Consider the following 23118-nt stretch of genomic DNA (forward strand, 5'->3'; position numbering starts at 1 on the left):
GCCCCCGCCGCCCCTACCCGTCCCGTCCCTGGGGGCTGCCGCCCCCAGCCCCCGCTGTCGGCCTGAACGGCCTCGTCCTCAAACGCCGGACGGGCTGATTGCGTGGCCCGGCGCCTGGTTCGGGGTGGCAGTTCTCGTTCTCAGGCGCCGGGCGGGCTAAAACAGCCCCTCCGGCGTTTGAGGAGCGGGGGTCCAGGGGGCAGAGCCCCCCTGGGACGGGAATGGGAAGGGGCGGCGGGGGCGAGATCAAGTCGACGGAGTCGCCGGGGTCCGCTCCGGCTCCGGGACCCTTCGGCGCCGGCGCCGCTTCAGCAGCGCCCACGGCCCCTTCGGTCCCGTGGACAGTGCCGCCGTGACCTCCGTGCCCGCCTCCGAGGCGGCCTCCGCGGCCGCGCGGGCCACCGGGAGGAAGCCCTCGCGACGGGAGGCGTCCGGGCGGTCCTCCTCGGCCGGCCAGAGGCCCAGCGCGGCGCAGACGGTCGGCAGGATCGCCATCGCCGCCGTGGCGTAGCCCTCCGCGGAGGGGTGGTAGTTGTCCGGGCCGAACAGCTCACGCGGGTTCGCCGCGAACTCCGGGCCCAGCAGGTCGCCCAGGGACACCGTGCGGCCGCCCTGTTCGACGGCACCGATCGTCTGGGCGGCCGCGAGCTGCCGGGAGGCCCGTCGGGCCAGCCAGCGCAGCGGCTGCTGCACCTGCTCCACCGTCCCCAGGTCGGGACAGGTGCCGACCACCACCTCCGCGCCGGCCGTGCGCAGCCGTCGTACCGCGGAGGACAGATGGCGGACCGAGAGGGCCGCGGACATGCGGTGGGTGACGTCGTTCGCGCCGATCATGATCACGCAGACGTCCGGCACCCGGGCCGGGTTCGCCAGGGTCAGGGCCACCTGGCGGTCCAGGTCGTCGGAGGTCGCCCCGGGAAGGGCGACGTTACGGAGGTCCACCGGGCGTTCCGCCACCGCGGCCAGCCCCGACGCCAGCAGCGCGCCCGGTGTCTGGCCCGCCCGGTGGACGCCCTGGCCGGCGGCCGTGGAGTCGCCCAGCATCGTCAGGCGCAGGTGCGGTTCGTCCGGGGTGGTGTAGACGTGGCCGTAGCGGCCCTCCGCCTGGGGGACGTGCGGCGGTTCGCCGTTGCCCACCTGGCGTTTGACCAGCTGTACCTCCGCCAGCAGCACACCCACGGCCGCCGCGCCGACCAGACCGATCCCGCCGCCGCCGTACGCGGCGCCGGCCGCGATCCGCCGGGCCACCCTCGCCCTCGACATGCTCGTCATACGTCGCCGCCACCTCCTCTTGAGGGCCTGTCTTCCGGATCAGCCCGGGGCCGCGGGGCCTGGTGCGCACACCTGCCGCGTTGTCGTCGGTTGCCGACGCTCCGCGTCGACGCCCTCCTCCGCCTTGCAGCTGCACGCACCAGGCCCCGCTCACCGGCGCCGGTCAGGCACCGTGTGTCGAAGTCGGCCTGATCCGGAAGACAGGCCCTAGCCGTACACCCACTCCTTGCCCCGCACGGACCGTGGCCCAATCCCAACAGGCAGTGAACGAACGTCATGCGACCCGTACAGGCCATAGGCTGGCGGAACCACTACCACCACATCTTTTGCAGCATCCGGAGACAACGGTGCAATTCCACGACTCGATGATCAGCCTCGTCGGCAACACCCCGCTGCTGAGGCTCAACAGTGTGACCACGGGCATCCAGGCGACCGTCCTGGCCAAGGTCGAGTACTTCAACCCGGGCGGTTCCGTGAAGGACCGCATCGCCCTGCGCATGATCGAGGCGGCGGAGGAGAGCGGCGCGCTCAAGCCCGGCGGCACGATCGTCGAGCCGACCAGCGGGAACACCGGTGTCGGCCTCGCCATCGTGGCCCAGCAGAAGGGCTACCACTGCATCTTCGTGTGCCCCGACAAGGTGAGCACCGACAAGATCAACGTGCTGCGGGCGTACGGGGCGGAGGTCGTCGTGTGCCCCACCGCCGTGGATCCCGAGCACCCCGACTCCTACTACAACGTCTCCGACCGGCTGGTCCGTGAGACGCCGGGTGCGTGGAAGCCGGACCAGTACTCCAACCCGAACAACCCGCTCTCCCACTACCACTCGACCGGCCCCGAGCTGTGGGAGCAGACGGAGGGGCGGATCACCCACTTCGTGGCGGGCGTCGGCACCGGCGGCACCATCTCCGGCACCGGGCGCTATCTGAAGGACGCCAGCGACGGCAAGGTGCAGGTCGTCGGCGCGGACCCCGAGGGCTCCGTGTACTCGGGCGGCTCCGGGCGGCCGTATCTCGTCGAGGGCGTCGGTGAGGACTTCTGGCCGACCGCCTACGACCGGACCGTCGCCGACGAGATCGTGGCCGTGTCCGACAAGGACTCCTTCCAGATGACCCGCCGGCTCGCGAAGGAGGAGGGGCTGCTCGTCGGTGGTTCCTGCGGTATGGCCGTCGTGGCGGCGCTGCGGGTCGCCGAGCGGCTCGGGCCGGATGACGTCGTGGTCGTGCTGCTGCCGGACAGCGGGCGCGGCTACCTCTCGAAGATCTTCAACGACGAGTGGATGGCCGACTACGGCTTCCTCGAGGACGAGGGCCCCAGCGCCCGCGTCGCCGACGTGCTCAACGACAAGGTGCACGGCGCCATCCCGTCCCTCGTCCACATGCACCCGGACGAGACGGTCGGTCAGGCCATCGAGGTGCTGCGCGAGTACGGCGTCTCGCAGATGCCGATCGTCAAGCCGGGCGCCGGTCACCCGGACGTCATGGCCGCCGAGGTCGTCGGGTCGGTCGTGGAACGCGAGCTGCTCGACGCGCTGTTCACCAAGAGCGCGTCGCTGGAGGACCCGCTGGAGAAGCACATGTCGGCCCCGCTGCCCCAGGTCGGTTCCGGCGAGCCGGTCGGGGACCTGATGACCGTGCTCGGCACGGCGGACGCGGCGATCGTCCTCGTCGAGGGCAAGCCCACCGGTGTGATCAGCCGGCAGGACCTGCTGGCCTTCCTCGCCAAGGGCGGGAAGTAGAGCCCTTCCGGCGGATCAGGCCGGCTGCAAGAAGCGGCGCCTGCCAGGCAACCCGAGCGGGGTCTGGTGCGTGCAGCTGCAAGGCGGAGGGGGCGGCGACGCGATGGGGGAGTCGGCAACCGACGACAACGCCGCTGGGGGTCCCCCCACGCTTTTGAGGCAGTGGGGGAGCGCGTGCCGGACCCCGCGACGCCGGCACAATCCGCCGGACGGGCCCTATGGGAAACGTCCGGTGAACGGCCCGTGGCCACGGCGAACTTGCGGTTTCCCACCCGAACGGTGGACTTCGCGAAAGTGGTACGAGGGCGACACGTCCGCGCAGCACCCGCTTAACACGGGTCCGGCACATTAGTGGTTGTCGGCAGGGCGGGAGCGGCTCCCCGCCCCCGCCGACAACCGAACGGCGTCACGGACCTCCGGAGCGGCTCCCGGACCTCCACCGACGCCTGGGACGCGCACGCCCGGCCCTGACCCGGCACGCGTCCTTCGCGGGGACCGCCGTCGTCCCGCCCCCCGGTAACGGGGGTGCGGCGGTCCCCGCGCATAGCTTTTCCACGACCCCTTCTCAGGCGTCGAATTCGCCTCAGGCGTCGAAGAGATCCCGCGCGGCCTCGATGTGACCGAGGTACCGGTGCGTCCAGTCGCACATCCCGTCCACGGTCGCGCGCAGGCCCCGGCCCGGCTCGGTGAGGGTGTACTCGACCCGCGGCGGCACCGTGGGGTGCACGCTCCGCTCGACCAGGCCGTTGCGCTCCAGCATCCGCAGGTTCTGGGTGAGCATCTTGTGGCTGATGCCCTCGATCCCGTTCCGCAACTCGGTGAAGCGCAGGGTGCGTTCGCCGAGGGTCTCGATGATCAGGAGCGCCCACTTGTTGGCCACGTCCGAGAAGATCTCGCGCGCCAGTGAGTCCGCGCGCCGCAAGTCCGCCGCTTCCTCGGGCGAGCCCTTGAACTGCTTGGTCACCATCAGGTTCCCCAGTCACCGAAAAGTGCGTTCTTCCATGTCGGCGGCCACTCTCCTACGGTTCCCCAGTAACCACAAGAGAGCACGGGAGGCGGACAACATGGCCATCACCCTGGTCAACCCCAGCGGATTGCCGGAGATCGACGCCTATCGGCAGGTGTCGCTCGCATCCGGGTCGAGGCTGGTCTTCATCGCCGGGCAGGTCGCCTGGGACGCGAAGGGGGTCACGGTCGGCGAAGGCGACCTCGCCGCGCAGGTCGAGCAGTGCTACCTCAACATCGGCACCGCCCTGGCCGAGGTGGGCGGCTCCTTCGGCGACGTGGCGAAACTGACCGTCCACGTCGTCGACTGGACCCCCGACAAGATGCCGCTGCTCATGGAGGGCATCTCCCGGGCGGCCGCGCGGCTCGAGGTCACCCCGGTGCCGCCGGTCACGCTGCTGGGCGTCGCGGCGCTGGACGTCCCCGACCATCTGGTCGAGATCGAGGCCACGGCGGTTCTCGACTGAACAGCCGCGCTTCGGTCGGGCGGCCTCGGTCAGTCCTCCCAGTCGCTGTCCTGGGAGGGCCGGTGGTGGCGTCGGCGGCCGCGGAAGAGGTCCGGGTTGCCGCGGACCGCCTGGAAGGCGTTCACGCCGACGATGCCGGCCCAGGCGACGAGCAGGCCCGGGAGGTGGGCCACGGCGCCGCCGATCGCGGACAGCGGGATCGCCAGCACCAGCGAGACGATGCCGAAGCCGAAGCGCTCGCCCCAGGAATCGGTGGGTTTCGGTGACCGGGAGCCCCGGGCCACCACCATCTGCTGCTCGGCGAGCTGCCGACGCAGCCGGCGCTCCACCGCGCCGTCGATGCGCTGGTCGACCTTCTCCATGAACGAGTCGACCAGCGCGGACTCGTACTCCTCGCCCAGTTCCCTGCGGGCCTGCAGGGAGGCGTTGATGTCCTTCTTGAGTTCGGTGTCCCGCGCGTCCATTCCGGTCATGCGATCCACGGTAGGGAGCGGGGGAGGCGGCCGCACTGGGGATATCCCCCCTGTTCCGGGTGCCCGTGTGGAGTTGTGGTGGGATCACCGGAAAGAATCTTTGACCAACAGTCGATATACGACTTGCGGTCATTCATAATGACGCGCATGCGTACCGTGCAAAGGAAAGCCAAAGAGGTCGCGGAGCGTGACCAGATGCTGGTCCGTCTGGCGCTCGACATGATCGAGCGCGACGGCTTCCACAACCTCACCCTCGGACGCCTGGCCGACGCGGCCGGCTACTCCAAGGGGACCATCTACAACCACTTCACCTGTCGCGAGGACCTGCTCATCGAGCTGTCCGCCGAGAGCGCCCGCAGGCAGCTGCGCTACTACCAGGCGATCGCCGACCTGGCGTGGGGCGGGGTGTCGGCCCTCTACGCGCTGATGCTCGCCTACATGCGGCACGCGGAGGTGGCCCCCGTGCTGTTCGAGTGCAGCATCACCGCCCGCACCGACGCCGTGTGCGAGGCCGCGTCCGAGACCCGGCTGAAGCGGCGCGACCTGGTCGAGTCGCAGATGGCGCAGGTGGTCGGCTCGGTCGTGGAGCGCGCGGTGGCCGAGGGGCCGTTCGACAATCCGCGGCTCACGCCCGCCGTCGCCGTCGATGCCCTGCGCTCGTACATCCTCGGTTACGCGGCGATGCACCTGCTGTCCCGCCGGTTCCTGTGGGCCGAGGAGGACAGTCTCCGTGACCGGCTGCAGGTGCTGGCCTCCATGGTCCAGGGGCTCGGCTGGCCCCGCCTGGAGGCCGAGGAGCTGACCTCGATCCAGCAGGTGGTCAACGAGATCGTGACGGCGGCCGACGGCGACCGGTGACCGGGTTCCGGAACGCTCCGTAACCGCCCTTGGCGGAGGAGCTGAGTCCGGTTTCTGCTCTTACCACCCCCTTACTTGAACTGGGTGTCAAAAAGTGACCAGTAGTCATAACGTGATGCGTGCCTGCCCGCCAGGAGCAGGCGACCGTGAAACGGAGGGGACATGCGCATCACGATCGCCCGCAGGGGGAGCACCCTGTGGGAGGCATGCGGGGATCTTGCTCGCACCCGCTACGTACGCGACTACCAGGCCCGAATCGAGCCCTCGCCCGACTCCTATGTCGCGCTGAGCCCGGACGGGAGCTCCGAGACGGCGCCTGTGGCCTGCGCCGGACTCACCTACGGCGGATCGCGCCCGCTGTTCATCGAGAACTACTTCGGGGCCTCCGCCGCCGACACCCTCACCGGGCGTACCGGCACCGCCTGCGAACCGACCGCGCTGGTCGAGATCGGGCCGCTGGCCTCGGTGGAACCCGGAGCGGGGCTCGCGCTGGTGCGGATGCTGCCCGCCTTCTGCTGGTGCAACGGCGCCGAGTTCATCATGTGCACCATCACCCGCCGGCTGGCCGCCCTGCTGGCCCGCATAGGCATCCGCTTCACCCCGGTGACCCAGGCCCGCGAGGACCAGCTCCCCCAGGAGCAGCAGGGCCGTTGGGGCACCTACTACGACACCGACCCCATGGCCGGATACGTCGACGTGCGCCACTTCGGCGCGGAGATCAGCGAACGCGCCGAACTCGGCTACCACCTGGCGGTGACCTGGCACCGGCCCGCGGCCCTCGCCGAGACGGCGGGCGTCCGATGAAGGTGGTCCTGGAGGCGCTGTGCGCGCCCGAGAACACGAACAGGACGCTCGTCGAACGGCTTTCGGACGACGGATCGGCCCCGCGGACCTTCACCTACGGGCGGATGCGGGCGTGGAGCGAGGGCATCCGGCGCGCGCTGGACGCACGGGGGACACCCGCGGGAACCCCGGTCGGCCTGGTCGCCGGCAACGGCCCGGAGTGGGTGGCCGCCGACCTCGCGTTACTCCTCGAAGAGCTGGTGGAGGTGCCCGTCCCGCTCGCCTTCTCGGCGGAGCAGGCCGCCTCGCTGCTGCGGAACGTCCAGGTGTGCCTGGTCGACACCGCGGGCGCCCGCAGGCTCCGGGAGTGGGGCCTGGCCGAGGTGGTCGACATCGTGGACGTCACGCCGTACGACACGGACGAACCGGTGACCGGGACGGCCGTACCGGACGACGTCGACCGGATCGTCAAGATCATCCACACCTCGGGGACGACCGGCGCTCCGAAGGGCGTCAAGATCCGCGCCCACGGACTCGCCGCGCTCCTGGACTCGCTGCACACGGTCTGCCCGCCCGGCATCTTCGAGCGGTATCTCTCGCTCGTCCCCTTCAGTCTGCTGATCGAGCAGGTGACCGCCGTCTACCTGCCGATCCTGCGCGGCGGCCGCATGGTGCTGCTGCCCGACTCCGTCGCCCTGCTCGGCACCGCGGGCTCCCGCGCCGACGACGCGCTGCGGTGGCTCGGGGCCGGCGAGCCGACCGCCGCGGTGCTGCCGCCGGCGGTGGTCAGTGCCCTGGACAAGGCGGTGGCCGGCTGCGGCGCCGACGCGGACGCGGTGTTCGGGCCCGGCCGGCGGCCGTTCCTGATGGCCGGCGGCGCACCGGTCGACGCGGCCGCGCTGCTGCGGCTCGACGCGGCGGGGCTGCGCGTCCACGAGGGCTACGGGCTCTCCGAGAACAGCTCGGTGGTCTCCTGGAACACCACCGCGCACTGGCGGCCCGGCACGGTCGGCCGGCCCCTGCCGCACTGCGAGGTGCAGCTCTCCGCCGAGGGCGAGCTGCTCGTGAAGTCCACTTCCCTGTTCGCCGGTTACACCGTCGAGGACCCCACCAGCCGACCGGTGGACGAGGACGGCCGGCTGCACACCGGCGACCGTGCCGAGATCGACCCGGACGGCTCCATCCGCATTCTGGGCCGGCTCAAGAACGTGATCATCACCAGCCACGGACGCAACGTCTCCCCGGAATGGGTCGAGGGACGGCTGCGGACCTGCCCCTCCGTGGTCGACGCCGTCCTCTTCGGCGACGGCATGGAGTACCTCACCGCGCTGCTCGTCACCACCGGTGCCGAGGCCGCGGGCGACGGCGAGGCGGAGCGGCAGGCCCGGGCCTACGCGGCCGAGCACCTCGCGGAGACCGACCGGCCCGAGCGCTTCATCGCCGTACCGGACGAAACGGCGCTGCGGGAGCGGTACTTCACCGTCACCGGGCGGCCCCGGCGGGACCTGATCCTCGCCGAACTCGTGCGGGCCGCCGAGCCGGCCCCTGCCCACTGATCCACACCCACCCGACGCAGATCCCAACTCATGGGGGATGAGATGAACGCTGCCCAGAACACCCTGCAGACCGCGAAGGCACACAACGCCCTCCGGCTGACGTCCGTCGGCAACGGCGACGCCATGATGATCACCCCGAACCCCGGTCACGGCGCCGGCGTCTCCTTCGCCGCCCTCTTCGAGGCCGGACTCGACGGGCTGCTGGCCGACGCCGGACACCTCCTGCTCCGCGGCTTCCAGCCGACGGTGGAGGACTTCAACGACCTGGTGCAGCAGTACAGTTCGCGCACCACGCTCGACCCCGCCCGGGTCTTCCACGGCTCCGCCGCGCAGAAGGTCGACTCCGGCCACGACCCGATCGGCCTGCACCTGGAGAACGGCGGCACGCCGTACGCGCCCGAACTGCTGTGGTTCCACTGCGTCAAGGCGGCCAGGTCCGGTTCCGAGACCACCGTCTGCGACGGCTACCGCGTCTGGGACGCGCTCTCCGACCGGGCGAAGGAGGCCTTCGCCGCGCAGCCCGTCCGCTACGCCCGCACCGTGCCCGCCGAACTGTGGCGCCGCCTCGCCGCCTTCATGGCCGGCGACGGACGCGGCCCCGACGAGGTGACCGTCGCCGACCTGTACGAGCAGGCCAACCCCGGCTCGAAGGTGGAGTTCCGGGAGAACGCGGACGGCAGCCTCCACTACGACTTCCAGGTGTACGCCGCCCACCCCACCAAGTGGTCCACCCGCACCGCCTGGGCCAACAGCCTGCTCGGCCCCTCCTTCAACTACGAGACGCCGGACATACGGTTCGCCGACGGCTCGTCCATACCCGACGACCTGGTCGCCGAGTACACCTCCGTCACCGAGGCCGTGACCGAGGACATCCCGTGGCAGGACGGCGACATCGTCCTGATCGACAACTCCCGGGTCATGCACGGCCGCCGCGCCATCACCGACCCCGACCGCGCCATCCTCAACTCGCAGAGCTACGCCAGGAGCTGACCGTGAAGTACGGCATCGTCATCCGCTACCAGTTCGACCCCTCCTGGCTGCGCCTGAGCAGGGAGGAGCGCGGCAGGTACGAAGAGGTCTTCCAGAAGGACATCGTCGCCCCGTACGCCGACCGGCTGACCGTCCGGCACTTCGACGCCGAGGCGTTCGCCGCCGACTACTCCGACTTCCTGCTGATCGAGACCGACGACCTGAAGGCCTACTACTACTTCGTCGAGGGCCTCAGGGACAGCGAGTTCATCGCCCGCGGCTGGGTGCGCATCCACGACATCACCATCGGCGTCCCGGACGGCTACAAGGAGTACGAGAAGGAGCAGGGCAATGACAACGGCTGAGCAGTTCGCGGACGTGGCCGGGGCCGTACGGGCCGAACTCGCCTCGGTGACCCGGCTCGCCCACGTCAACACCTTCCACCCGAACGCCTTCGACTGGTCCGAGGCCGCCACCTTCGAGGAACTGGCGTACTTGTCCACGGTCGCCTACGGAGAGCCCGGCCACGAGCCCGAGGCGGTCGCGTACATCACCAAGGAACTCGCCCAGCTCGCCGAGATCGAACGCCATGTCAGCGCGGTCATGGCCCTGGTCATGGGGGAACTGCACGACCTGCGGGACCCCGTGAACACGGGGCACGAACTGCACCACGCGCTGTCCTGCTTCGCGGCGGAGGAGATCCAGCACGCCAACACGTTCTACCGGTACGTGCGCGCGCTCACCGGCGTCGAACCCCGGGTCCACAAGGCCCTGTTCGACGAACGCCTCGACGTCTTCCGCACCGACGACCACCCGTACGTGAAGCTGGTCGCGCTGTGCTGCTCGGCCTACGTCGGCGAGTCCGTGATCACGGTCTTCGAGCACCGCACCGACAGCCTGGACCCGCGGCGCGCCCGCTTCTTCACGCGTCTGCTGCACACCCACGGCCTGGACGAGGCACGGCACGTGAAGATCGACCACGTGGCGATGAAGCTGCTGTACCCGGAGCTCACCGAGGACCAGCAGGCGCGGGTGCGGGTGCTGCTGGGCGAGATCGAGGACCTCAACCGCCGGCTGGCCGCGGCCTTCCAGGAGGCGACGACCGAGGCCCTGGGCGTCGACTTCGTCACCGGGAACCCGTCCGCGGCCGTGCAGTTGAGGATGACCATCGGCTTCGGCGAGCGGCTGTTCGCGGCCGACGGCACCCTGCACACCGTGGACGAGGTGCTGGACGACGAACTGCGCGAGCTGATCGCCTCCTTCGCGGGCGTCAGCCGCGTCCACCACGCGGACGAGCCCGTGCTGTCCGCCACCGTCCCGGGGAGCGTGCTGTGACCTCCTCGGCCGTGGGCGCCGTCTCCTCGGCGACTCGGCCGCGGGCCGGGGCCACGGCGGGCAGGGTGGGCGTGGCCGCCGCGGTGCTCGCCCTGCTGCTCGCGGCCATGGACGCCACCGTGATGGGCACGGTCCTGCCCGACGTCCTCGCGGACGTCGGCGGCGGCGCGGGCGGCGGCTACGCCTGGCTGGTCTCCGGGTTCATGCTGGCCCAGGTCGCCGGCACGCCGCTGGCGGGCTGGATCGCCGACCGGCTCGACGACCGGGTGCTCGCGGTGGGCGCGACCCTGGCGTTCCTCGCCGCCTCCGCGGCGGCCGGGTTCGCCGGCTCGTTCGGCGTGCTGGTGGCGGCGCGGGTCGTGCACGGCCTGGCCGCCGGCGCGATCGTGGTCTCCAGCTACGTGATCGTGGGACGGCTCTACGGCCCCGAGCGCCGGGCCGCGGCCCAGGGCATGCTGAGCATGGTCTGGGGCGTCGCCGCGGTGCTCGGTCCCGTCGTCGGCGCCGCGATCACCGGGGCCTGGGGCTGGCGCTGGGTGTTCTTCGTGAACGTGCCGCTGTGCGTCGTGGTGATGCTGGCGGTCGCTGTCGCGCTGCCCGGGCGGTCCGCGGACGCCCCCGCCCCGTCGAAGGGGTTCCCGGCCAGGGAGTACGCCCTGGTCACGGGCGGTTCCGTGCTCCTGCTGGCCGGGCTCCAGGGCTCCTCCCTCGGGCTCGGCGCGGTCGGCGGTACGGCGGCCGCGGTCGTCGGCCTCGGTGTGCTGGCGCTGCTGCGCCGTTTCGGCGGGGCGCTGGTGCCGCGGCAGGTGTTCGCCCGGACCCCCTCCGCGGGGGCGGCGCTGGCCACGGTCGGGGCCTGCGTGGTGATGTACGCGACGGTGACCGTCCTGCCGGTGCGGCTGGCCGCGCAGGGCGCCTCGACGACGAAGGTCGCGGTCATCGTCGGTGTCTCGGCGGTCGGCTGGGTGCTGGGCAGCGCGGTGACCGGGGGCATGGTCGCGAAGCGCGGCTACCGGCCGCCGATGCTGGCCGGCTCGCTGGTGCTGCTGGCCAGCACGGTGTGCAGTGCGACCGGGGCGCTGCCCTGGCTGGCCGGGGTCACCGCGGGCCTCGGCACGGGCGCCGTCACCGCGGCGACGCTCGCCCTGCTCCAGGACCAGGCTCCCGCCGAGCAGCTCGGGGTGGCGACGTCCGCGGCGACCATGGTGCGCAACATCGGCTCGGCGGTGGGCGTCAACGGCATCGCGGCGCTCACCGCCGTACTGGCCACCTCGTCGCACGCAGGGAACGGCGCCTTCTGGGCGCTGACCGTCCTGGTCGCGCTGCTGGTCCTCGCCCCGGCGCTGACGGCGCCCAGGGAGCGGACGACAACGACCTGACGGAGCACGGCGGTTCAGGGGCCGCGACCGGTTCGCCCGGTCGCGGCCCTCGGCGCGTTCACACCAGCCCGGGCTGCTTCTCGTACCTGTTCGGACTCGGGACGACAGGGAGTACCCCCAGGGATTCCAGGACCCTGCGGTGGCCGTCGCCGACCCCGGTGACCTGGACCTCGATGCCGCGGCCGCGCAGGTCGTCGACCGCGTCCCTGAGCGCGAGCGCGCCGGTCGCGTCCACCGCCGTGAGGCCGGACAGCCGTAGGTCGACGGCCGTGACGCCCTGCACGTCGGCGAGGCCGCGGCGGAAGCGGTGGGCGGCGGCGAACAGGAGCGGGCCGTCGAAGCGGTAGGTCACCGTGCCGGTGCCCGGGCCGGGGAGTTCGTCGGCGGCGGCCGGCGTGAGGCGGGTGCCGAGGACCGCCGCGCGCAGGGCGAGGAGGACCGAGACACCCAGGCCGATCAGCACCGCCCGCACCAGGTCCAGCGCGAGCGTCGCGGCCGCGGTGAGGACCAGGACCAGCGCGTCCCCGCGGGTCGCCCGCGCCATGGCCCGGACCGCGTCCGTCTCCACCATCCGTACGGCCGTCGCCAGCAGGACACCGGCCAGGGCCGCCAGCGGGATACGGCCCACCAGCGGGGCCGCGACCGCGACGATCCCGGCGAGGATCACGGCGTGCGCTAGGGCGGCCAGCCGGGAGGCGGCACCCGTGCGGACGTTGACCGCCGTCCGCGCGATCGCACCCGTCGCCGGTACCCCGCCGAACAGCGGGGCCGCGAGGTTCGCGATGCCCTGGCCGAAGAGCTCCTTGCCGGGGTCGTGGCGCTCGCCCGGCCGCATCGCGTCCGCGACGGAGGCCGACAGCAGGGACTCCAGGGCGGCGAGGGCGGCCACCGCGGCGGCGGGGGCGAGGAGGGAGGGGACGCGGCCGACGTCCAGGAAGCCGAGGGACGGCGCGGGGAGGGCGGCCGGGAGCGTGCCGATGCGGGTGACGGACAGGTGCAGGGCCTCGGCGACCGCGGTCGCGGCGGCGACGGCCGCGAGCGAGAAGGGCACGGTCGGCTTCCAGCGGGCGCCGGCCAGCATCAGGGCCGCCGAGGCGGCGGCGAGGAGGAGCGCGGGCCAGTGCGGGGTGCGCGCGAACTCCTCTCCCGCCCGCGCCGCCACGACCGCCACCTGCTCGCCGCGCGGCAGCGGGACGCCGAGCGCGTTCGGCACCTGCTGGAGGGCGATCACGCAGGCGATCCCGAGGGTGAAACCGGCGATCACCGGCGCGGGCACGTACGCCATCGCCGCCCCCGCCCGGGCGAAGGCGAGCCCGAGCAGCATGACCCCGGCCAGCAGACCGACGGTCAGGACGCCGTCGGCGCCGTAGTGATGGACGATCGGCACGAGGACGACGGTCATCGCGCCGGTGGGCCCGCTGACCTGGCGCGCGCTGCCGCCGAACAGCGCGGCGAGCGTCCCGGCGACGATCGCGGTGGCGAGGCCTGCGGCGGCACCCAGTCCGGAGGTGACCCCGAAACCGAGGGCGAGGGGGAGGGCGACGACGGCGACGGTGAGGCCGCAGAGGAGGTCGCGGCGGGGGTTGCGGGTCATGGTGCGGAGGTCGGTGAGGGTGGGGACGACGGAGAGGTTCATGGCTCTCTTCACGAAGGGTTTCTCAGGGGAGGAGGGAGACCAGCCCGGTGTCCAGGTCGAAGCGCGCCGCCGTCACATGGGCCTGCCGGAACGCCGGGTCCGCGCGGATCGCGTCCCGTACCCAGGCCGTGTGCGCGGTCATCGTGTGCTCGGCCCAGTCGCCGGGGACCGCTCGCGTGCGGCGCGCGGCGGGGGCGATCTCGTCGACCAGGAGGGCGAGATGGCCGGGGACGGGGGCGCCGGTGCGCAGATGGTCGAGGGTCGCCGCGACGGCCCCGCAGCGCTCGTGTCCGAGCACCAGCACCAGGGGAATGCGCAGCTCCTCGACGCCGTACTGGACGGATCCGAGCACCGCCTCGTCCAGTACCTGGCCGGCCGTCCTTATGCACAGCAGGTCCCCGAGCCCCTGGTCGAAGACCAGCTCGGGCGGGACGCGGGAGTCGATGCAGCCGACGATCACCGCGAAGGGGTGCTGCACGCTCGCGAGCCGGTGCCGCAGCGGGCGGCTCTCGTGCGGGTGGCGCTCGTGGCCGGTGGCGTACCGCCGGTTGCCGGCGAGCAGTTCCGCGAGCGCGGTGTGGGGGTCGGTCGGGTGGTCGGTGGCGGCGGGGGCCGCCGCTGCCGGGGCGGCGGCCAGTGCGCCGACGGCGGTGGCCGTCAGAAAGGCCCTGCGGTTGGAGGCCATGACGCGTCCTCAGGAGTCGTACCGATAGCGCTCCTTCACCGTATGCATCCGATCAGTCACCCTTAGTGCTGTTTAACGACACTTGGTTGATTCGTCGTCAGATCATTCACTTCACTCACCTCGCCAGCCCGTGCTGCTTGGCGTACGTGTTCGCCACGTCCTCCGGGTCCTTCTTGTCCTTGTCCACCTGGCGGTTGAGCTCGGTGAGCTGGGCGGTGGTCAGGACGTTGCCGAGCTCGGCGAGGGCCTTGCGGACCGTGGAGTCGGCCTTGCGGTCGGCGATGAGGGGGACGACATGCTGGCCGGGGATGAGGTTCTTGGGGTCGGTCAGGACCACCCAGTCGTTGGCCTGGATGTCGGTGTCGGTGGTGAAGAGGTTCGCGACGTCCACGTCGCCCTTCTTCAGGGCGCCCTTGACCAAGGGGCCCGAGGAATCAAGGGACTTGAACTCCTTGAACTCCACCCCGTACACGTCCTTCAGTCCTACGACGCCCACCTGACGCTTCTTCACCTCGGGCGCGGCGCCGATGACCAGCTTGCCGTTCTGCTTCTTCAGGTCGGCGAGGGAGGCCAGGCCGTACTTCTTGGCCGTCTCCTGGGTGACGACGAAGGCGTCCGAGTCCTCGGCCATGCCGTACGGCAGGATCTGGAGGCCGGCGGGGAGGGCGATGGCGAGGGCGTTCTGCATCTCGCCCTCCTCCGTGGCCGTCGCCTTGGGGTCCAGGTAGTGGAGGAGGGCGCCCTGGTACTCGGGGAGCAGGTCGATGTCGCCGCCCTTGAGGGCGGGGATGAGGATCTCGCGGGTGCCGAGGTTGGGGCGGACGGTCACCTTGACGCCGGCCGCTTCCAGTACGGCGGCGTAGAGGTAGCCCAGCACCTGGTTCTCGGTGAAGTTGGCGGTGCCGATGGTGACTCCGCTCTTGCTGGAGCCGCCGCCACCGGACGTCGTGCCGGTGCTGTCGAGTGAGGTGATGCCGCTGGAACAGGCGGACAGGGCGGGGACGGTGACGGCCGCTCCTGCGAGCGCGCCGAGGAGAGTGCGACGGTTCATCGAAAGGGTCCCTAGGCAGTGCGGTGGCGGAAGAGGAAGCGCTGGAGCCCGGAGAGGGCCAGGTCGAGGACGACGGCGACCGCGGCCACGAGCACCGCGCCGCCGAGCACCTGGACGAGGTCACGCTGGGCGAGGCCGTCGAAGACGTAGCGGCCGAGGCCGCCGAAGGAGACGTACGCGGCGATCGTGGCCGTGGCGACGACCTGGATGAGCGCGAGACGCAGGCCCGTCATGATCAGGGGGAGGGCGAGCGGCAACTCGACCTGGAACAGCACCTGGTGGCCGCGCATGCCCTGCCCGCGTGCCGCGTCCTTCACGTCGGGGTCCACGGCCGTCATGCCCGCGTAGGTGTTGGTGACGATCGCCGGGACCGCGAGGGCGACCAGCGAGACGTAGACCGGGGTCATGGACAGGCCGCTGGCTAGGAAGACGAGGACGACCAGGCCGACGGTCGGCAGCGCGCGGCCGAAGGACGCGAGGTTGATCGCGAGGAAGGCGCCCTTGCCGGTGTGGCCGATCAGCAGGCCGAGCGGGAGGCCGATCGCCATCGCGATGAGGGTCGCGAGGAGCGAGTACTGGAGGTGTTCGGCGAGGCGGTGGGCGATGCCGTCCGAGCCGGACCACTGGGCGCCGCTGGTCAGCCAGCTGCCGAGGTTCTTGAAGAGCTCGTACATTTCTAGGCTCGCCTCCTCTTCCAGGGGGTGAGGACGTACTGGATGGCGACCAGCAGTGCGTCCGCCACGACGGCGAGCAGGAGAGTGAGGACCACTCCCACGATCACCGGGGTCGGATAGTTGCGCTGGAAGCCGTCGGTGAAGAGCTGGCCGAGACCGCCGTCGCCGATGTAGGTCGCGACGGAGACCAGCGAGATCGACATGACCGTGGCGATCCGGACGCCCGCCATGATCACCGGGAGGGCCAGGGGGAGTTCGACGGTGAGGAGGGTGCGCAGGGGGCGCGTGCCCATGGCCTTCGCCGCCTCCTTGGTCTTCGCGGGGACCGAGTCGAGGCCCTCGACCGTGTTCCGCAGCAGGACGACCAGGGTGTAGACGGTCAGGCCGATCACGGTCGTGGTGCGGGTCAGGCCGCTGATCGGCAGCAGGAGGACGAAGATCGCGATCGAGGGGATCGTGAACAGGATGTTCGAGAGGCCGAGCAGGAGGCCGCGCAGGGGGCGGACCCGGTGGGCCACCACGGCCAGCGGGAGGCTGATCAGCAGGCCGAAGAAGACCGCGGTCAGGGCCGCCTGGAGGTGGGAGACGGTGAGGGTGGTGAGGTCGTCGGTGTGGCCGGATATCCACGACCAGTCGATGGTCATACGGCCACCCGCGCCTCGGTGTGTGCCTGGCCGGCGTGGGTGTGGATGTCGTCACGGGACGAGACGCCGGTGAGGACGCCGGCGGCGTCGACGCGGGCGATCAGGCCGGTGGGGGAGGCGACGGACTCGTTGAGGGCCGCGAGGAGGGAGTCCTCGTTCTTGAGCGGTCGTACGGGTATCTCGGCGTCCTGCGAGGCCCAGTGGACCGGCTTGTCCGCCTCGTCGAGGACGAGCGTCCAGGCGCCGCCCTCCGGCGCCGGGCCCTGCGGGACCTCCGCGAGGGTCTTCAGCGAGAGCAGCTTCAGGCCGCGCTCGGCGCCGAGGAAGTCGGCGACGAAGTCGTCGGCCGGGCGGGCCAGCAGCTCGCTGGGCGTGGCGCACTGCACCAGGTGACCGCCGGTGCGGAAGATCGCGATCTGGTCGCCGAGCCGCACCGCCTCGTCGACGTCGTGCGTGACGAAGACGATGGTCTTGTTCAGCTCCTTCTGGAGCCGGAGCAGTTCGTCCTGGAGCTGGGTGCGGACGACCGGGTCGACCGCGCCGAACGGCTCGTCCATGAGCAGCACCGGCGGGTCGGCGGCGAGCGCGCGGGCGACGCCGACGCGCTGCTGCTGGCCGCCGGAGAGCTGGTGGGGGTAGCGCTTGCCGGCGTCGGCGGCGAGGCCGACGGTCTCCAGGAGCTCGGCCGCGCGGGCCCGGGCCTTGCGTCGGCCGTGGCCCAGGAGCAGCGGCACGGTGGCGATGTTGTCGAGCACCGTGCGGTGCGGGAAGAGGCCCGACTGCTGGATGACGTATCCGATGGAACGCCGCAGTTCGGCCGCGTCCTGCCGGGTGACGTCCTTGCCGCCGACCCGGATGGTGCCGGAGGTCGGCTCGACCATCCGGTTGATCATCCTGAGGGTGGTCGTCTTGCCGCAACCGGAGGATCCGACGAGGACGGTCACGCCGCCTTCCGGCATGTCGAGGGTGAGATCGTGCACTGCTGTCGTGCCGTTGGGGAAGCGCTTGTGGACCGCGTCGAACTGGATCATGAGTTGTCCCTTGCCCGGCTGTATAACCTCATGCAGAGTTCTTGGTGAGTGAATAGCTTGTCAACGGTCCGGCGTTAATCCGACGTAACGGCTGACCGAAGGGCAAGATCGGATGTCCGGATTGAGGGGAGTTTGAGGCTCTATGTCGTCTCGGATCGTGGACACGATCGGTTCTGTCCACACCGGCCTGGTCGTCCTCGACGGGATCGGACTCGGCGTCGAGGACGTCGCGCGCCTCGCCGACGGGACCGCGCGGCCGGTTCCCGGCACCGAGGCGATGAAGCGGGTGACCGAATCCTGGGATGCCGCCCGGCAGATCGCCGCGACCGGCCGCGTCTACGGCCGCTCCACCGGCGTCGGTGCCAACCGGAACGAGGACGTGCCGACCGAGGCGGCCGCCGAGCACGGGCTCCGTCTGCTGCGCAGTCACGCCGGGGCGATCGGGGACGAGCTGCCGGCCCGGCAGGTGCGGGCGATGCTCGCCGTGCGGGCCAACCAGCTGCTGGCGGGCGGTGCGGGGCTGCGGCCCACCGTCGTCACGGCCCTGTGCGAGGCGCTGGAGGGCGGGGCGTATCCGGTCGTCAACGAGTTCGGGTCGGTCGGCACGGGGGACATCGCGGCCCTCGCACAGGCCGGACTGGCGCTGGCGGGGGAGCACCCCTGGCGGGGATCCGGCGCCCCCGAGGCCCAGCCCATCGACAACAACGACGCCCTTGCCTTCATCAGCAGCAACGCCCTCACCCTCGGCCAGGCCGCCCTCGCCCTGCACGAACTGCGGGGCCTGGTGGAGGCCACCCAGGTCGTCGGCGCCCTCTCCCTGCTCGCGGTCGACGGCTCGCACGAGGCGTACGCCGCCCCCGTGCACGCCGCCCGACCGCACCGCGGCTCCAGTGAAGTCGCCCGCCGCATGCGGGAGTTCATCGGCGCCGAGGACCGGCCGACCCCGCCGCTGGGCCGGATCCAGGACCCGTACGGCTTCCGCTGCCTGCCCCAGATCCACGGCCCGGCCCAGGACGCGGCGGACGCCCTGGAGGAGGTCCTCGCGATCGAGATCAACGCGGCCGCGGAGAACCCCCTGATCGCCCCCGAGGACATGACGGCCTACCACCACGGCGGCTTCTACCAGGCCCAACTCGCCCTCGCCCTGGACCACTTCAGGCTGGCGCTGACCCAGGTGGCCCGGCTGTCGACGTCCCGGCTCTCCTCGCTGAACGAGCCCGGGTTCACCAGGCTGCGACCCTTCCTCGCCGACCAGGAGCCCGGCGCCTCCGGCGTGATGATCCTGGAGTACGCCGCCGCGGCCGCCCTCGGCGACCTGCGGGCCTTCTCGGCGCCCGCCTCGCTCGGCCACGCTGTACTCTCCCGGGGCGTCGAGGAACAGGCCAGTTTCGCCTCGCTCGCCGCACGTCAGACACTGCGTCTGTGCGGCGCGTACCGTCTCGTGGTCGGCTGTGAACTCGTCGCCGCCGTACGGGCGCTGCGCCAGCGCGGCCTCCGGCCCGAACCGGACCTTCCGGTGGGCCGTGCGCTGGAGCTCGCCGAGTCGGTGCTCGACGAGAACCCGGCCGACCGGCCGCTCACGGACGACGTGAAGGCGGCGGCCGCACTGCTCGACCGGTTCACGGAGATCTGGAGGGGGAACGGGGCATGAGCGCGGAGAGCGACATGGGCGTGGAGGCGAGTGTGGTCGACAGCCCCGCGGCGCGGCTGCAGGCGCTGTTCGAGGGGCACCGGCTGACGCCGACCCAGCGGCGCATCGCGCACAGCATGGTGCGGCGGGCCGCCGACGTGCCGTTCCTGTCCAGCGTGGAGCTGGCCGAACTGGCCGGGGTCAGCCAGCCCTCCGTGACCCGTTTCGCGGTCGCCCTCGGCTTCGACGGCTACCCGGCGCTGCGCAAGCACCTGCGCGAGGTCGCGCCCGGCGAACAGACGGCGGCCTCGGCGTCGTACAACGAGTACCAGCAGGCCGTCGAGGCCGAGATCGAGAACCTCAAGCACCTGGCGGAGGTCCTCGCCGACCCGCGGCCCGTGCAGAAGGCGGGACGGCTGCTCGCGGCCTCGCGCCCGCTGCCCGTCCTCGGGCTGCGCGCGGCGGCCTCGCAGGCGTACGGCTTCGCGTACTTCGCCGCCAAGGTCCATCCGGACGTACGGCTGCTCCACGAGGGCGGCACGATGATCCACGACCGCATCGACGCCGCGGTCCGGGCGGGCGCGTCGACGCTGCTGTGCTTCGCCCTGCCCCGGCATCCGCGCGAGGTCGTGGACACGCTCGCCTATGCCAAGGAGGCGGGCCTCACGGTCGTGACCGTCGCCGACTCCGCGTTCGCGCCGGTCGCCAAGGTGTCCGACCTGCTGCTGCCGGCCGCCGTCGGCACCGGCCTCGCCTTCGACACGGCCTGCGCGCCGATGCTGCTCGGCCGGGTCCTGCTGGAGGCGATGTGCGACGACCTGCCGGACGCGCAGGCGCGGCTGGAGGAGTTCGACGCGCGGGCGGCGGCGCGGGGGCTGTTCGTCGAGTGATGCGGCTTTAAGGCTCGTCTCACCTTCGCTCGCTAGCCTGCGCGCCCTAGGGAATGTGCCGGTCGGACGAGGAGGCGGAACGTGGCACGCGGAGTTCGCGGAGGTCAAGGCCTGGCTCGGGTGGCTGTCGTCGTACGCGCCGGGGTCGCGCCCATGTGGTGGCTCGGGGTGTTCGCGGCGGGTGTCGGGCTGCTGATACCGGGGCTGACGGGGCGCCGGATCGGCGTGATGGCGGGAGCGGCGCTGTTCATCATCGCTACGGCGGTGGTGTCGTACACGCGCCGCAAGCGCTATGTCGCGCTGGCCCGTCCGGCCGTCCGCGCCGGCAAGCACGACGTGCTCCAGGACCGCGCGGTGAGCGTGCGCAACTGGCGCCGGGGACACCGCTGGTGGCTGCTGCTCGCGTGGCTGGTCGCGCTGGGCAGCTCGTTCGCCGTGCCCGTCGCGGGCGGCATGCTGCTCGCCGGCTGCGGTACGGGCCTCGGGCTGAAGGCCGCCTGGCTCGGACGGCGCGAACGGGCCGAGAACGCGCTGCTGTGGGTGCGTGTCGACTGGCTCGGCGCGCACGGCGGGAGCCCGGCCGGCAAGACGGTCAAGGCCTACCGCAGCACCGGAATCGCGGCGGGCGACGCGGCCCCGGGCGGGGCGCGTCGCCGCACCGCAGCGCTGGTCTGAGCAGATGGTTCCTCGCCGTGGGGGCCGGGGCGCAGCCCCGCCCCCCAGGGGCGCGGGGCTGTGTTGAATGTGCGGCTACCGCCGCGTGGGCGCGACCAGCCACGACGGCGCCGCAGCAAAGCGACGGCCTATCGCGGCCCCGCGGCGCAGCCGCAAATCGACACAGCCAGCGGAGCGCTTGGCCCTGGTCAGACCTCCAGGTCCTCCTCGATCTTCTTCAGCTGGTGGCGGGCCATCGCCAGGTTGGACCTCTTGGCGTCGAGCACCAGGTAGAGGAAGAGGCCGTTGCCGCCGCGGCCGGTGATCAGGCGGATCAGGTGGTACTGGTCGGTCAGGGTGATCAGGATGTCCTCGAGCTGGCCCTTGAGCCCGAGGTGCTCCATGGTGCGCATCTTGGCGCGGACGACATCGGTGTTGCCGGCGGCGGCCACGCCCAGGTCGAAGCTCTTGCTGCCGCCCAGCGTGCCGAGCGCCATGCCGCTGGTGTAGTCGACGAGCGCGATTCCGGTCGCGCCCTCGATGGAGGCGAGCGCCTCTTTCAACGAGGTTTCGGTGTTGGCCATGACGGAACTTCCTTTCAACTTTCGGCTGTCGTACGGGTGTTGGTGGTCGTGGGGCGTGGGGTGCGCGCGTTCCGGGCCCGGGCCGGGCCGGGCTTGGCGGCCGTTCGGGCCGGTTTGGCGGGTGCCCGGGCCGCCATGGCCGCGTGGGTGTCGAGGAGCTCCGCGATACGGGCGGCGGCGCGGTGGCCCTCCAGGTGGAGGCGGCCGATGTTGACGCGGTCCTGGGCGAGCAGCGTCAGGAGGGCGGCGTCGCCCGCCGCGTAGGTCGCGACGTAGCCGTACACGCCGCGCACGAGCAGTTCGCGGAAGTCCCCCTGCCCGGTCGCGTCCGCCAGCTGTGCGGCGAGGTCGCGGGCGGTCCTGGTGAGCGCGGCCACGTTGTCGGGGTCCACCCCCGGGGTGTCCTGGGCGAGGACGAGACCGTCGAGGCCGGCCGCGAAGGCGCCGGTGAGCTGTGGCACGCGGGCTCTGAGCCGGCGCAGTTCCTCCAGGATCCCGTCCTGCGCTGCTGCCATCGGGTCTCTCCTCTCGGCGCGGGTCCGCTGCCGCTCAAAGGGCCTCCAGCGCATCCCTGAGCCTCTTCAGCAACGTGATGTGGGGATCGACGACCTCGGTTTCGAGGAGGGGCTGGGGTGGCGGCGGGGGCGCCTCGGCCGGCGTCGGCGGGCGGGGCGAGACGACACCGGCCGCCGCCAGCCGCCGTACGTCCACCAGCGTGTGGAACGCCGGGCGCCCCAGCTCCCGCGCGATGTCCAGCGCCGTCCGTACGCCGTCCACCCGGGCCAGCACCGCCCGCCGCCGGGCCGGGCAGGGCGGGGCCCCGACGCGGTCCGGCCGGGTCAGCGGGGCCTCGTCCGTCGTCGGGTCGGGCCAGATGCGGTGCAGCAGGTCGCGGCGGCGGAGCGTCTCGCGCTCCAGGGCGGCCACGGGGACGGGGCGTACGGCGCCGAGCGCCAGGGGTCCGTCGAGTCCGACGGCGGAGCCGTAGCGGAAGCGGCCGGGCGTGCTGCTGGGGGCGAGGGTGAAGTACGCGGCGTCGTAGAGCGCGGTGAGGTGGCACAGCTCCAGGGCGCCCGGGGCGGGGTCCCCGCCGTGGGGTGTGAGGAGAGTGTCCAGGCCGGGGGCGGACGGGCTCTCGGCGTGCACCACCTGGCCGTCGGCGAGGTGGAGCGTGCCGCGCTCGCGGACCAGGATGCCGGTGGCCCGCTCGGCGGCGAGCCGGGTCAGCATCGGCGAGACACCGCCCCAGCCCCGGTCCAGGGCGGCCGCCTTGTCCCGCACGGGCAGGCGGGGCGGCGGGGCGGGCGTGGTGGTCCGGACGGTGGTCATCCCAGCACCAGCCGTCCGGCCATCTCGCCGAGCCGTATGCGGGCCAGCGCGAGGTTGCCCTCCGTGCGGGCCAGCCACAGGTGCAGGAACACGCTGCTGTCGAAGGACGTCCGTACGAACCGCAGCACGTGATAGCTGTCCCGGTTGCTGAGGATGAGGTCCTCGACCGGAGGGTCGGCCCCCTCCTCCTCCGTGCCCCCGTCGGCCGTGAAGGCGTGCTGTTCGGCGGCCAGCCGGGCGAGCTCGGCGGCCTCCGCCGCGGCCGCCTCCTGGTCGCCGCCCGGGGATTCCCCTACGGCGCCCAGGGCCAGCCCGCTCGTCCAGTCGACCAGTGCGGCGCCCCGGGCACCGGGCAGTCGCATGGCTTCCAGCAGGCACTCGTCGATTCCGGGCACCGTCGTTCCCCTCCCCGCCTGGAGTTCGGCTGAGTGACGACGAAGCTACGCAACGTGTGCGCGAGGGGTGAGGGTTCTGGCA

The 23118-nt window shown here is 72.1% G+C and carries 25 protein-coding genes; 12 read left to right on the forward strand and 13 right to left on the reverse strand.

Features of this window, described 5'->3' with window-relative positions:
• Nucleotides 1–246: 246 nt before the first annotated feature.
• On the reverse strand, nucleotides 247–1272 hold the full coding sequence (locus tag IG08_RS0118945) for an SGNH/GDSL hydrolase family protein (protein ID WP_030603482.1): 1026 nt from the start codon (nucleotides 1270–1272) through the stop codon (nucleotides 247–249).
• A gap of 347 nt (nucleotides 1273–1619) precedes the next feature.
• On the opposite strand from IG08_RS0118945, the gene IG08_RS0118950 reads away from it, so the two are divergent.
• On the forward strand, nucleotides 1620–3008 hold the full coding sequence (locus IG08_RS0118950) for a cystathionine beta-synthase (RefSeq protein WP_030603485.1): 1389 nt from the start codon (nucleotides 1620–1622) through the stop codon (nucleotides 3006–3008).
• Nucleotides 3009–3591: 583 nt separating this feature from the next.
• On the opposite strand, the gene IG08_RS0118955 is transcribed toward IG08_RS0118950, so the two are convergent.
• Nucleotides 3592–3975: a winged helix-turn-helix transcriptional regulator gene (locus IG08_RS0118955; RefSeq protein ID WP_030603488.1), complete on the reverse strand. Its 384-nt coding sequence runs from the start codon at nucleotides 3973–3975 to the stop codon at nucleotides 3592–3594.
• Nucleotides 3976–4072: 97 nt separating this feature from the next.
• Between IG08_RS0118955 and IG08_RS0118960 the strand changes: the two genes are divergently transcribed.
• Nucleotides 4073–4480, forward strand: a complete 408-nt coding sequence (locus IG08_RS0118960) for a RidA family protein (RefSeq protein WP_030603491.1) — start codon at nucleotides 4073–4075, stop codon at nucleotides 4478–4480.
• Between the two features lie 29 nt (nucleotides 4481–4509).
• On the opposite strand, the gene IG08_RS0118965 is transcribed toward IG08_RS0118960, so the two are convergent.
• On the reverse strand, nucleotides 4510–4944 hold the full coding sequence (locus IG08_RS0118965) for a hypothetical protein (RefSeq protein ID WP_030603494.1): 435 nt from the start codon (nucleotides 4942–4944) through the stop codon (nucleotides 4510–4512).
• 156 nt (nucleotides 4945–5100) lie between these two features.
• On the opposite strand from IG08_RS0118965, the gene IG08_RS0118970 reads away from it, so the two are divergent.
• The 7 genes from IG08_RS0118970 (at nucleotide 5101) to IG08_RS0119000 (ending at nucleotide 11833) form a co-directional block, all read left to right on the forward strand.
• Complete coding sequence (locus IG08_RS0118970; protein ID WP_158812257.1) at nucleotides 5101–5811, forward strand: TetR/AcrR family transcriptional regulator; 711 nt, start codon at nucleotides 5101–5103, stop codon at nucleotides 5809–5811.
• Nucleotides 5812–5973: 162 nt separating this feature from the next.
• Nucleotides 5974–6615 carry a thermostable hemolysin gene (locus IG08_RS55870; protein WP_030603501.1) on the forward strand — a complete coding sequence of 214 codons (642 nt, stop codon included), beginning with the start codon at nucleotides 5974–5976 and terminating at the stop codon, nucleotides 6613–6615.
• On the forward strand, nucleotides 6612–8150 hold the full coding sequence (locus IG08_RS0118980) for an AMP-binding protein (protein WP_030603504.1): 1539 nt from the start codon (nucleotides 6612–6614) through the stop codon (nucleotides 8148–8150). The genes IG08_RS55870 and IG08_RS0118980 overlap by 4 nt, the downstream gene beginning before the upstream one ends.
• Before the next feature lie 42 nt (nucleotides 8151–8192).
• On the forward strand, nucleotides 8193–9140 hold the full coding sequence (locus IG08_RS0118985; RefSeq protein WP_052424777.1) for a TauD/TfdA family dioxygenase: 948 nt from the start codon (nucleotides 8193–8195) through the stop codon (nucleotides 9138–9140).
• 2 nt (nucleotides 9141–9142) lie between these two features.
• Nucleotides 9143–9484 carry a darcynin family protein gene (locus tag IG08_RS0118990; RefSeq protein WP_030603510.1) on the forward strand — a complete coding sequence of 114 codons (342 nt, stop codon included), beginning with the start codon at nucleotides 9143–9145 and terminating at the stop codon, nucleotides 9482–9484.
• Entirely contained in the window at nucleotides 9471–10454 is a 984-nt protein-coding gene (locus IG08_RS0118995) for a hypothetical protein (RefSeq protein WP_052424778.1), read from the forward strand. Before IG08_RS0118990 ends, IG08_RS0118995 begins: the two co-directional genes overlap by 14 nt.
• Complete coding sequence (locus IG08_RS0119000) at nucleotides 10451–11833, forward strand: MFS transporter (RefSeq protein ID WP_030603515.1); 1383 nt, start codon at nucleotides 10451–10453, stop codon at nucleotides 11831–11833. The genes IG08_RS0118995 and IG08_RS0119000 overlap by 4 nt, the downstream gene beginning before the upstream one ends.
• A gap of 58 nt (nucleotides 11834–11891) precedes the next feature.
• Here IG08_RS0119000 and IG08_RS0119005 read toward each other — a convergent pair whose 3' ends face one another.
• From IG08_RS0119005 to IG08_RS0119030, 6 genes are all read right to left on the reverse strand, one after another.
• On the reverse strand, nucleotides 11892–13469 hold the full coding sequence (locus IG08_RS0119005) for a SulP family inorganic anion transporter (RefSeq protein WP_030603518.1): 1578 nt from the start codon (nucleotides 13467–13469) through the stop codon (nucleotides 11892–11894).
• A 22-nt stretch (nucleotides 13470–13491) separates the two neighbouring features.
• A complete protein-coding gene (locus tag IG08_RS0119010; protein ID WP_030603521.1) occupies nucleotides 13492–14154 on the reverse strand; it encodes a carbonic anhydrase in 663 nt (220 codons plus the stop codon).
• A 115-nt stretch (nucleotides 14155–14269) separates the two neighbouring features.
• Nucleotides 14270–15205 carry an ABC transporter substrate-binding protein gene (locus IG08_RS0119015; RefSeq protein WP_030603523.1) on the reverse strand — a complete coding sequence of 312 codons (936 nt, stop codon included), beginning with the start codon at nucleotides 15203–15205 and terminating at the stop codon, nucleotides 14270–14272.
• Nucleotides 15206–15216: 11 nt separating this feature from the next.
• Nucleotides 15217–15879 (reverse strand): ABC transporter permease, encoded by a 663-nt coding sequence (locus IG08_RS0119020; protein ID WP_030603525.1) that lies wholly within the window; start codon nucleotides 15877–15879, stop codon nucleotides 15217–15219.
• A gap of 2 nt (nucleotides 15880–15881) precedes the next feature.
• Complete coding sequence (locus IG08_RS0119025) at nucleotides 15882–16523, reverse strand: ABC transporter permease (RefSeq protein ID WP_030603527.1); 642 nt, start codon at nucleotides 16521–16523, stop codon at nucleotides 15882–15884.
• The gene (locus IG08_RS0119030) at nucleotides 16520–17554 is read right to left on the reverse strand and encodes an ABC transporter ATP-binding protein (protein WP_030603528.1); all 1035 of its coding nucleotides are present in this window, start codon (nucleotides 17552–17554) and stop codon (nucleotides 16520–16522) included. The genes IG08_RS0119025 and IG08_RS0119030 overlap by 4 nt, the downstream gene beginning before the upstream one ends.
• A 142-nt stretch (nucleotides 17555–17696) precedes the next feature.
• Between IG08_RS0119030 and IG08_RS0119035 the strand changes: the two genes are divergently transcribed.
• The 3 genes from IG08_RS0119035 (at nucleotide 17697) to IG08_RS0119045 (ending at nucleotide 20749) form a co-directional block, all read left to right on the forward strand.
• Nucleotides 17697–19205, forward strand: a complete 1509-nt coding sequence (locus IG08_RS0119035; protein ID WP_030603530.1) for an aromatic amino acid ammonia-lyase — start codon at nucleotides 17697–17699, stop codon at nucleotides 19203–19205.
• Nucleotides 19202–20074, forward strand: coding sequence for a MurR/RpiR family transcriptional regulator (locus IG08_RS0119040; protein WP_234342908.1), 873 nt, complete (start codon nucleotides 19202–19204; stop codon nucleotides 20072–20074). The genes IG08_RS0119035 and IG08_RS0119040 overlap by 4 nt, the downstream gene beginning before the upstream one ends.
• 81 nt (nucleotides 20075–20155) lie before the next feature.
• On the forward strand, nucleotides 20156–20749 hold the full coding sequence (locus IG08_RS0119045; RefSeq protein WP_234342909.1) for a hypothetical protein: 594 nt from the start codon (nucleotides 20156–20158) through the stop codon (nucleotides 20747–20749).
• A 188-nt stretch (nucleotides 20750–20937) separates the two neighbouring features.
• Here IG08_RS0119045 and IG08_RS0119050 read toward each other — a convergent pair whose 3' ends face one another.
• From IG08_RS0119050 to IG08_RS0119065, 4 genes are read right to left on the reverse strand one after another with little or no spacing between them, the layout of a single operon-like run.
• Nucleotides 20938–21312: a roadblock/LC7 domain-containing protein gene (locus IG08_RS0119050; RefSeq protein ID WP_030603540.1), complete on the reverse strand. Its 375-nt coding sequence runs from the start codon at nucleotides 21310–21312 to the stop codon at nucleotides 20938–20940.
• Between the two features lie 14 nt (nucleotides 21313–21326).
• Nucleotides 21327–21827 carry a roadblock/LC7 domain-containing protein gene (locus tag IG08_RS0119055; protein ID WP_030603543.1) on the reverse strand — a complete coding sequence of 167 codons (501 nt, stop codon included), beginning with the start codon at nucleotides 21825–21827 and terminating at the stop codon, nucleotides 21327–21329.
• 34 nt (nucleotides 21828–21861) lie between these two features.
• The gene (locus IG08_RS0119060) at nucleotides 21862–22641 is read right to left on the reverse strand and encodes a hypothetical protein (RefSeq protein ID WP_030603546.1); all 780 of its coding nucleotides are present in this window, start codon (nucleotides 22639–22641) and stop codon (nucleotides 21862–21864) included.
• Nucleotides 22638–23036, reverse strand: a complete 399-nt coding sequence (locus tag IG08_RS0119065; protein WP_030603548.1) for a hypothetical protein — start codon at nucleotides 23034–23036, stop codon at nucleotides 22638–22640. The genes IG08_RS0119060 and IG08_RS0119065 overlap by 4 nt, the downstream gene beginning before the upstream one ends.
• Between the last annotated feature and the right edge of the window lie 82 nt (nucleotides 23037–23118).

Origin of the sequence: Streptomyces fulvoviolaceus (assembly GCF_000718165.1) — a bacterium.
Lineage (GTDB): Bacteria > Actinomycetota > Actinomycetes > Streptomycetales > Streptomycetaceae > Streptomyces > Streptomyces fulvoviolaceus.

Excerpts from the sequence above, each read along its gene's own strand:
- IG08_RS0118980 (WP_030603504.1), top strand. The coding sequence starts at position 6,612 with ATGAAGGTGGTCCTGGAGGCGCTGTGCGCGCCCGAGAACACGAACAGG.
- IG08_RS0119050 (WP_030603540.1), bottom strand. The coding sequence starts at position 21,312 with ATGGCCAACACCGAAACCTCGTTGAAAGAGGCGCTCGCCTCCATCGAG.
- IG08_RS0119030 (WP_030603528.1), bottom strand. The coding sequence starts at position 17,554 with ATGATCCAGTTCGACGCGGTCCACAAGCGCTTCCCCAACGGCACGACA.
- IG08_RS0119005 (WP_030603518.1), bottom strand. The coding sequence starts at position 13,469 with ATGAACCTCTCCGTCGTCCCCACCCTCACCGACCTCCGCACCATGACC.
- IG08_RS0119055 (WP_030603543.1), bottom strand. The coding sequence starts at position 21,827 with ATGGCAGCAGCGCAGGACGGGATCCTGGAGGAACTGCGCCGGCTCAGA.
- IG08_RS0119035 (WP_030603530.1), top strand. The coding sequence starts at position 17,697 with ATGTCGTCTCGGATCGTGGACACGATCGGTTCTGTCCACACCGGCCTG.
- IG08_RS0119025 (WP_030603527.1), bottom strand. The coding sequence starts at position 16,523 with ATGACCATCGACTGGTCGTGGATATCCGGCCACACCGACGACCTCACC.
- IG08_RS0119015 (WP_030603523.1), bottom strand. The coding sequence starts at position 15,205 with ATGAACCGTCGCACTCTCCTCGGCGCGCTCGCAGGAGCGGCCGTCACC.
- IG08_RS0119060 (WP_030603546.1), bottom strand. The coding sequence starts at position 22,641 with ATGACCACCGTCCGGACCACCACGCCCGCCCCGCCGCCCCGCCTGCCC.
- IG08_RS0118960 (WP_030603491.1), top strand. The coding sequence starts at position 4,073 with ATGGCCATCACCCTGGTCAACCCCAGCGGATTGCCGGAGATCGACGCC.
- IG08_RS0118995 (WP_052424778.1), top strand. The coding sequence starts at position 9,471 with ATGACAACGGCTGAGCAGTTCGCGGACGTGGCCGGGGCCGTACGGGCC.
- IG08_RS0118985 (WP_052424777.1), top strand. The coding sequence starts at position 8,193 with ATGAACGCTGCCCAGAACACCCTGCAGACCGCGAAGGCACACAACGCC.
- IG08_RS0119010 (WP_030603521.1), bottom strand. The coding sequence starts at position 14,154 with ATGGCCTCCAACCGCAGGGCCTTTCTGACGGCCACCGCCGTCGGCGCA.
- IG08_RS0118965 (WP_030603494.1), bottom strand. The coding sequence starts at position 4,944 with ATGGACGCGCGGGACACCGAACTCAAGAAGGACATCAACGCCTCCCTG.
- IG08_RS0118970 (WP_158812257.1), top strand. The coding sequence starts at position 5,101 with ATGCGTACCGTGCAAAGGAAAGCCAAAGAGGTCGCGGAGCGTGACCAG.
- IG08_RS0119020 (WP_030603525.1), bottom strand. The coding sequence starts at position 15,879 with ATGTACGAGCTCTTCAAGAACCTCGGCAGCTGGCTGACCAGCGGCGCC.
- IG08_RS0119040 (WP_234342908.1), top strand. The coding sequence starts at position 19,202 with ATGAGCGCGGAGAGCGACATGGGCGTGGAGGCGAGTGTGGTCGACAGC.
- IG08_RS55870 (WP_030603501.1), top strand. The coding sequence starts at position 5,974 with ATGCGCATCACGATCGCCCGCAGGGGGAGCACCCTGTGGGAGGCATGC.
- IG08_RS0118945 (WP_030603482.1), bottom strand. The coding sequence starts at position 1,272 with ATGACGAGCATGTCGAGGGCGAGGGTGGCCCGGCGGATCGCGGCCGGC.
- IG08_RS0118955 (WP_030603488.1), bottom strand. The coding sequence starts at position 3,975 with ATGGTGACCAAGCAGTTCAAGGGCTCGCCCGAGGAAGCGGCGGACTTG.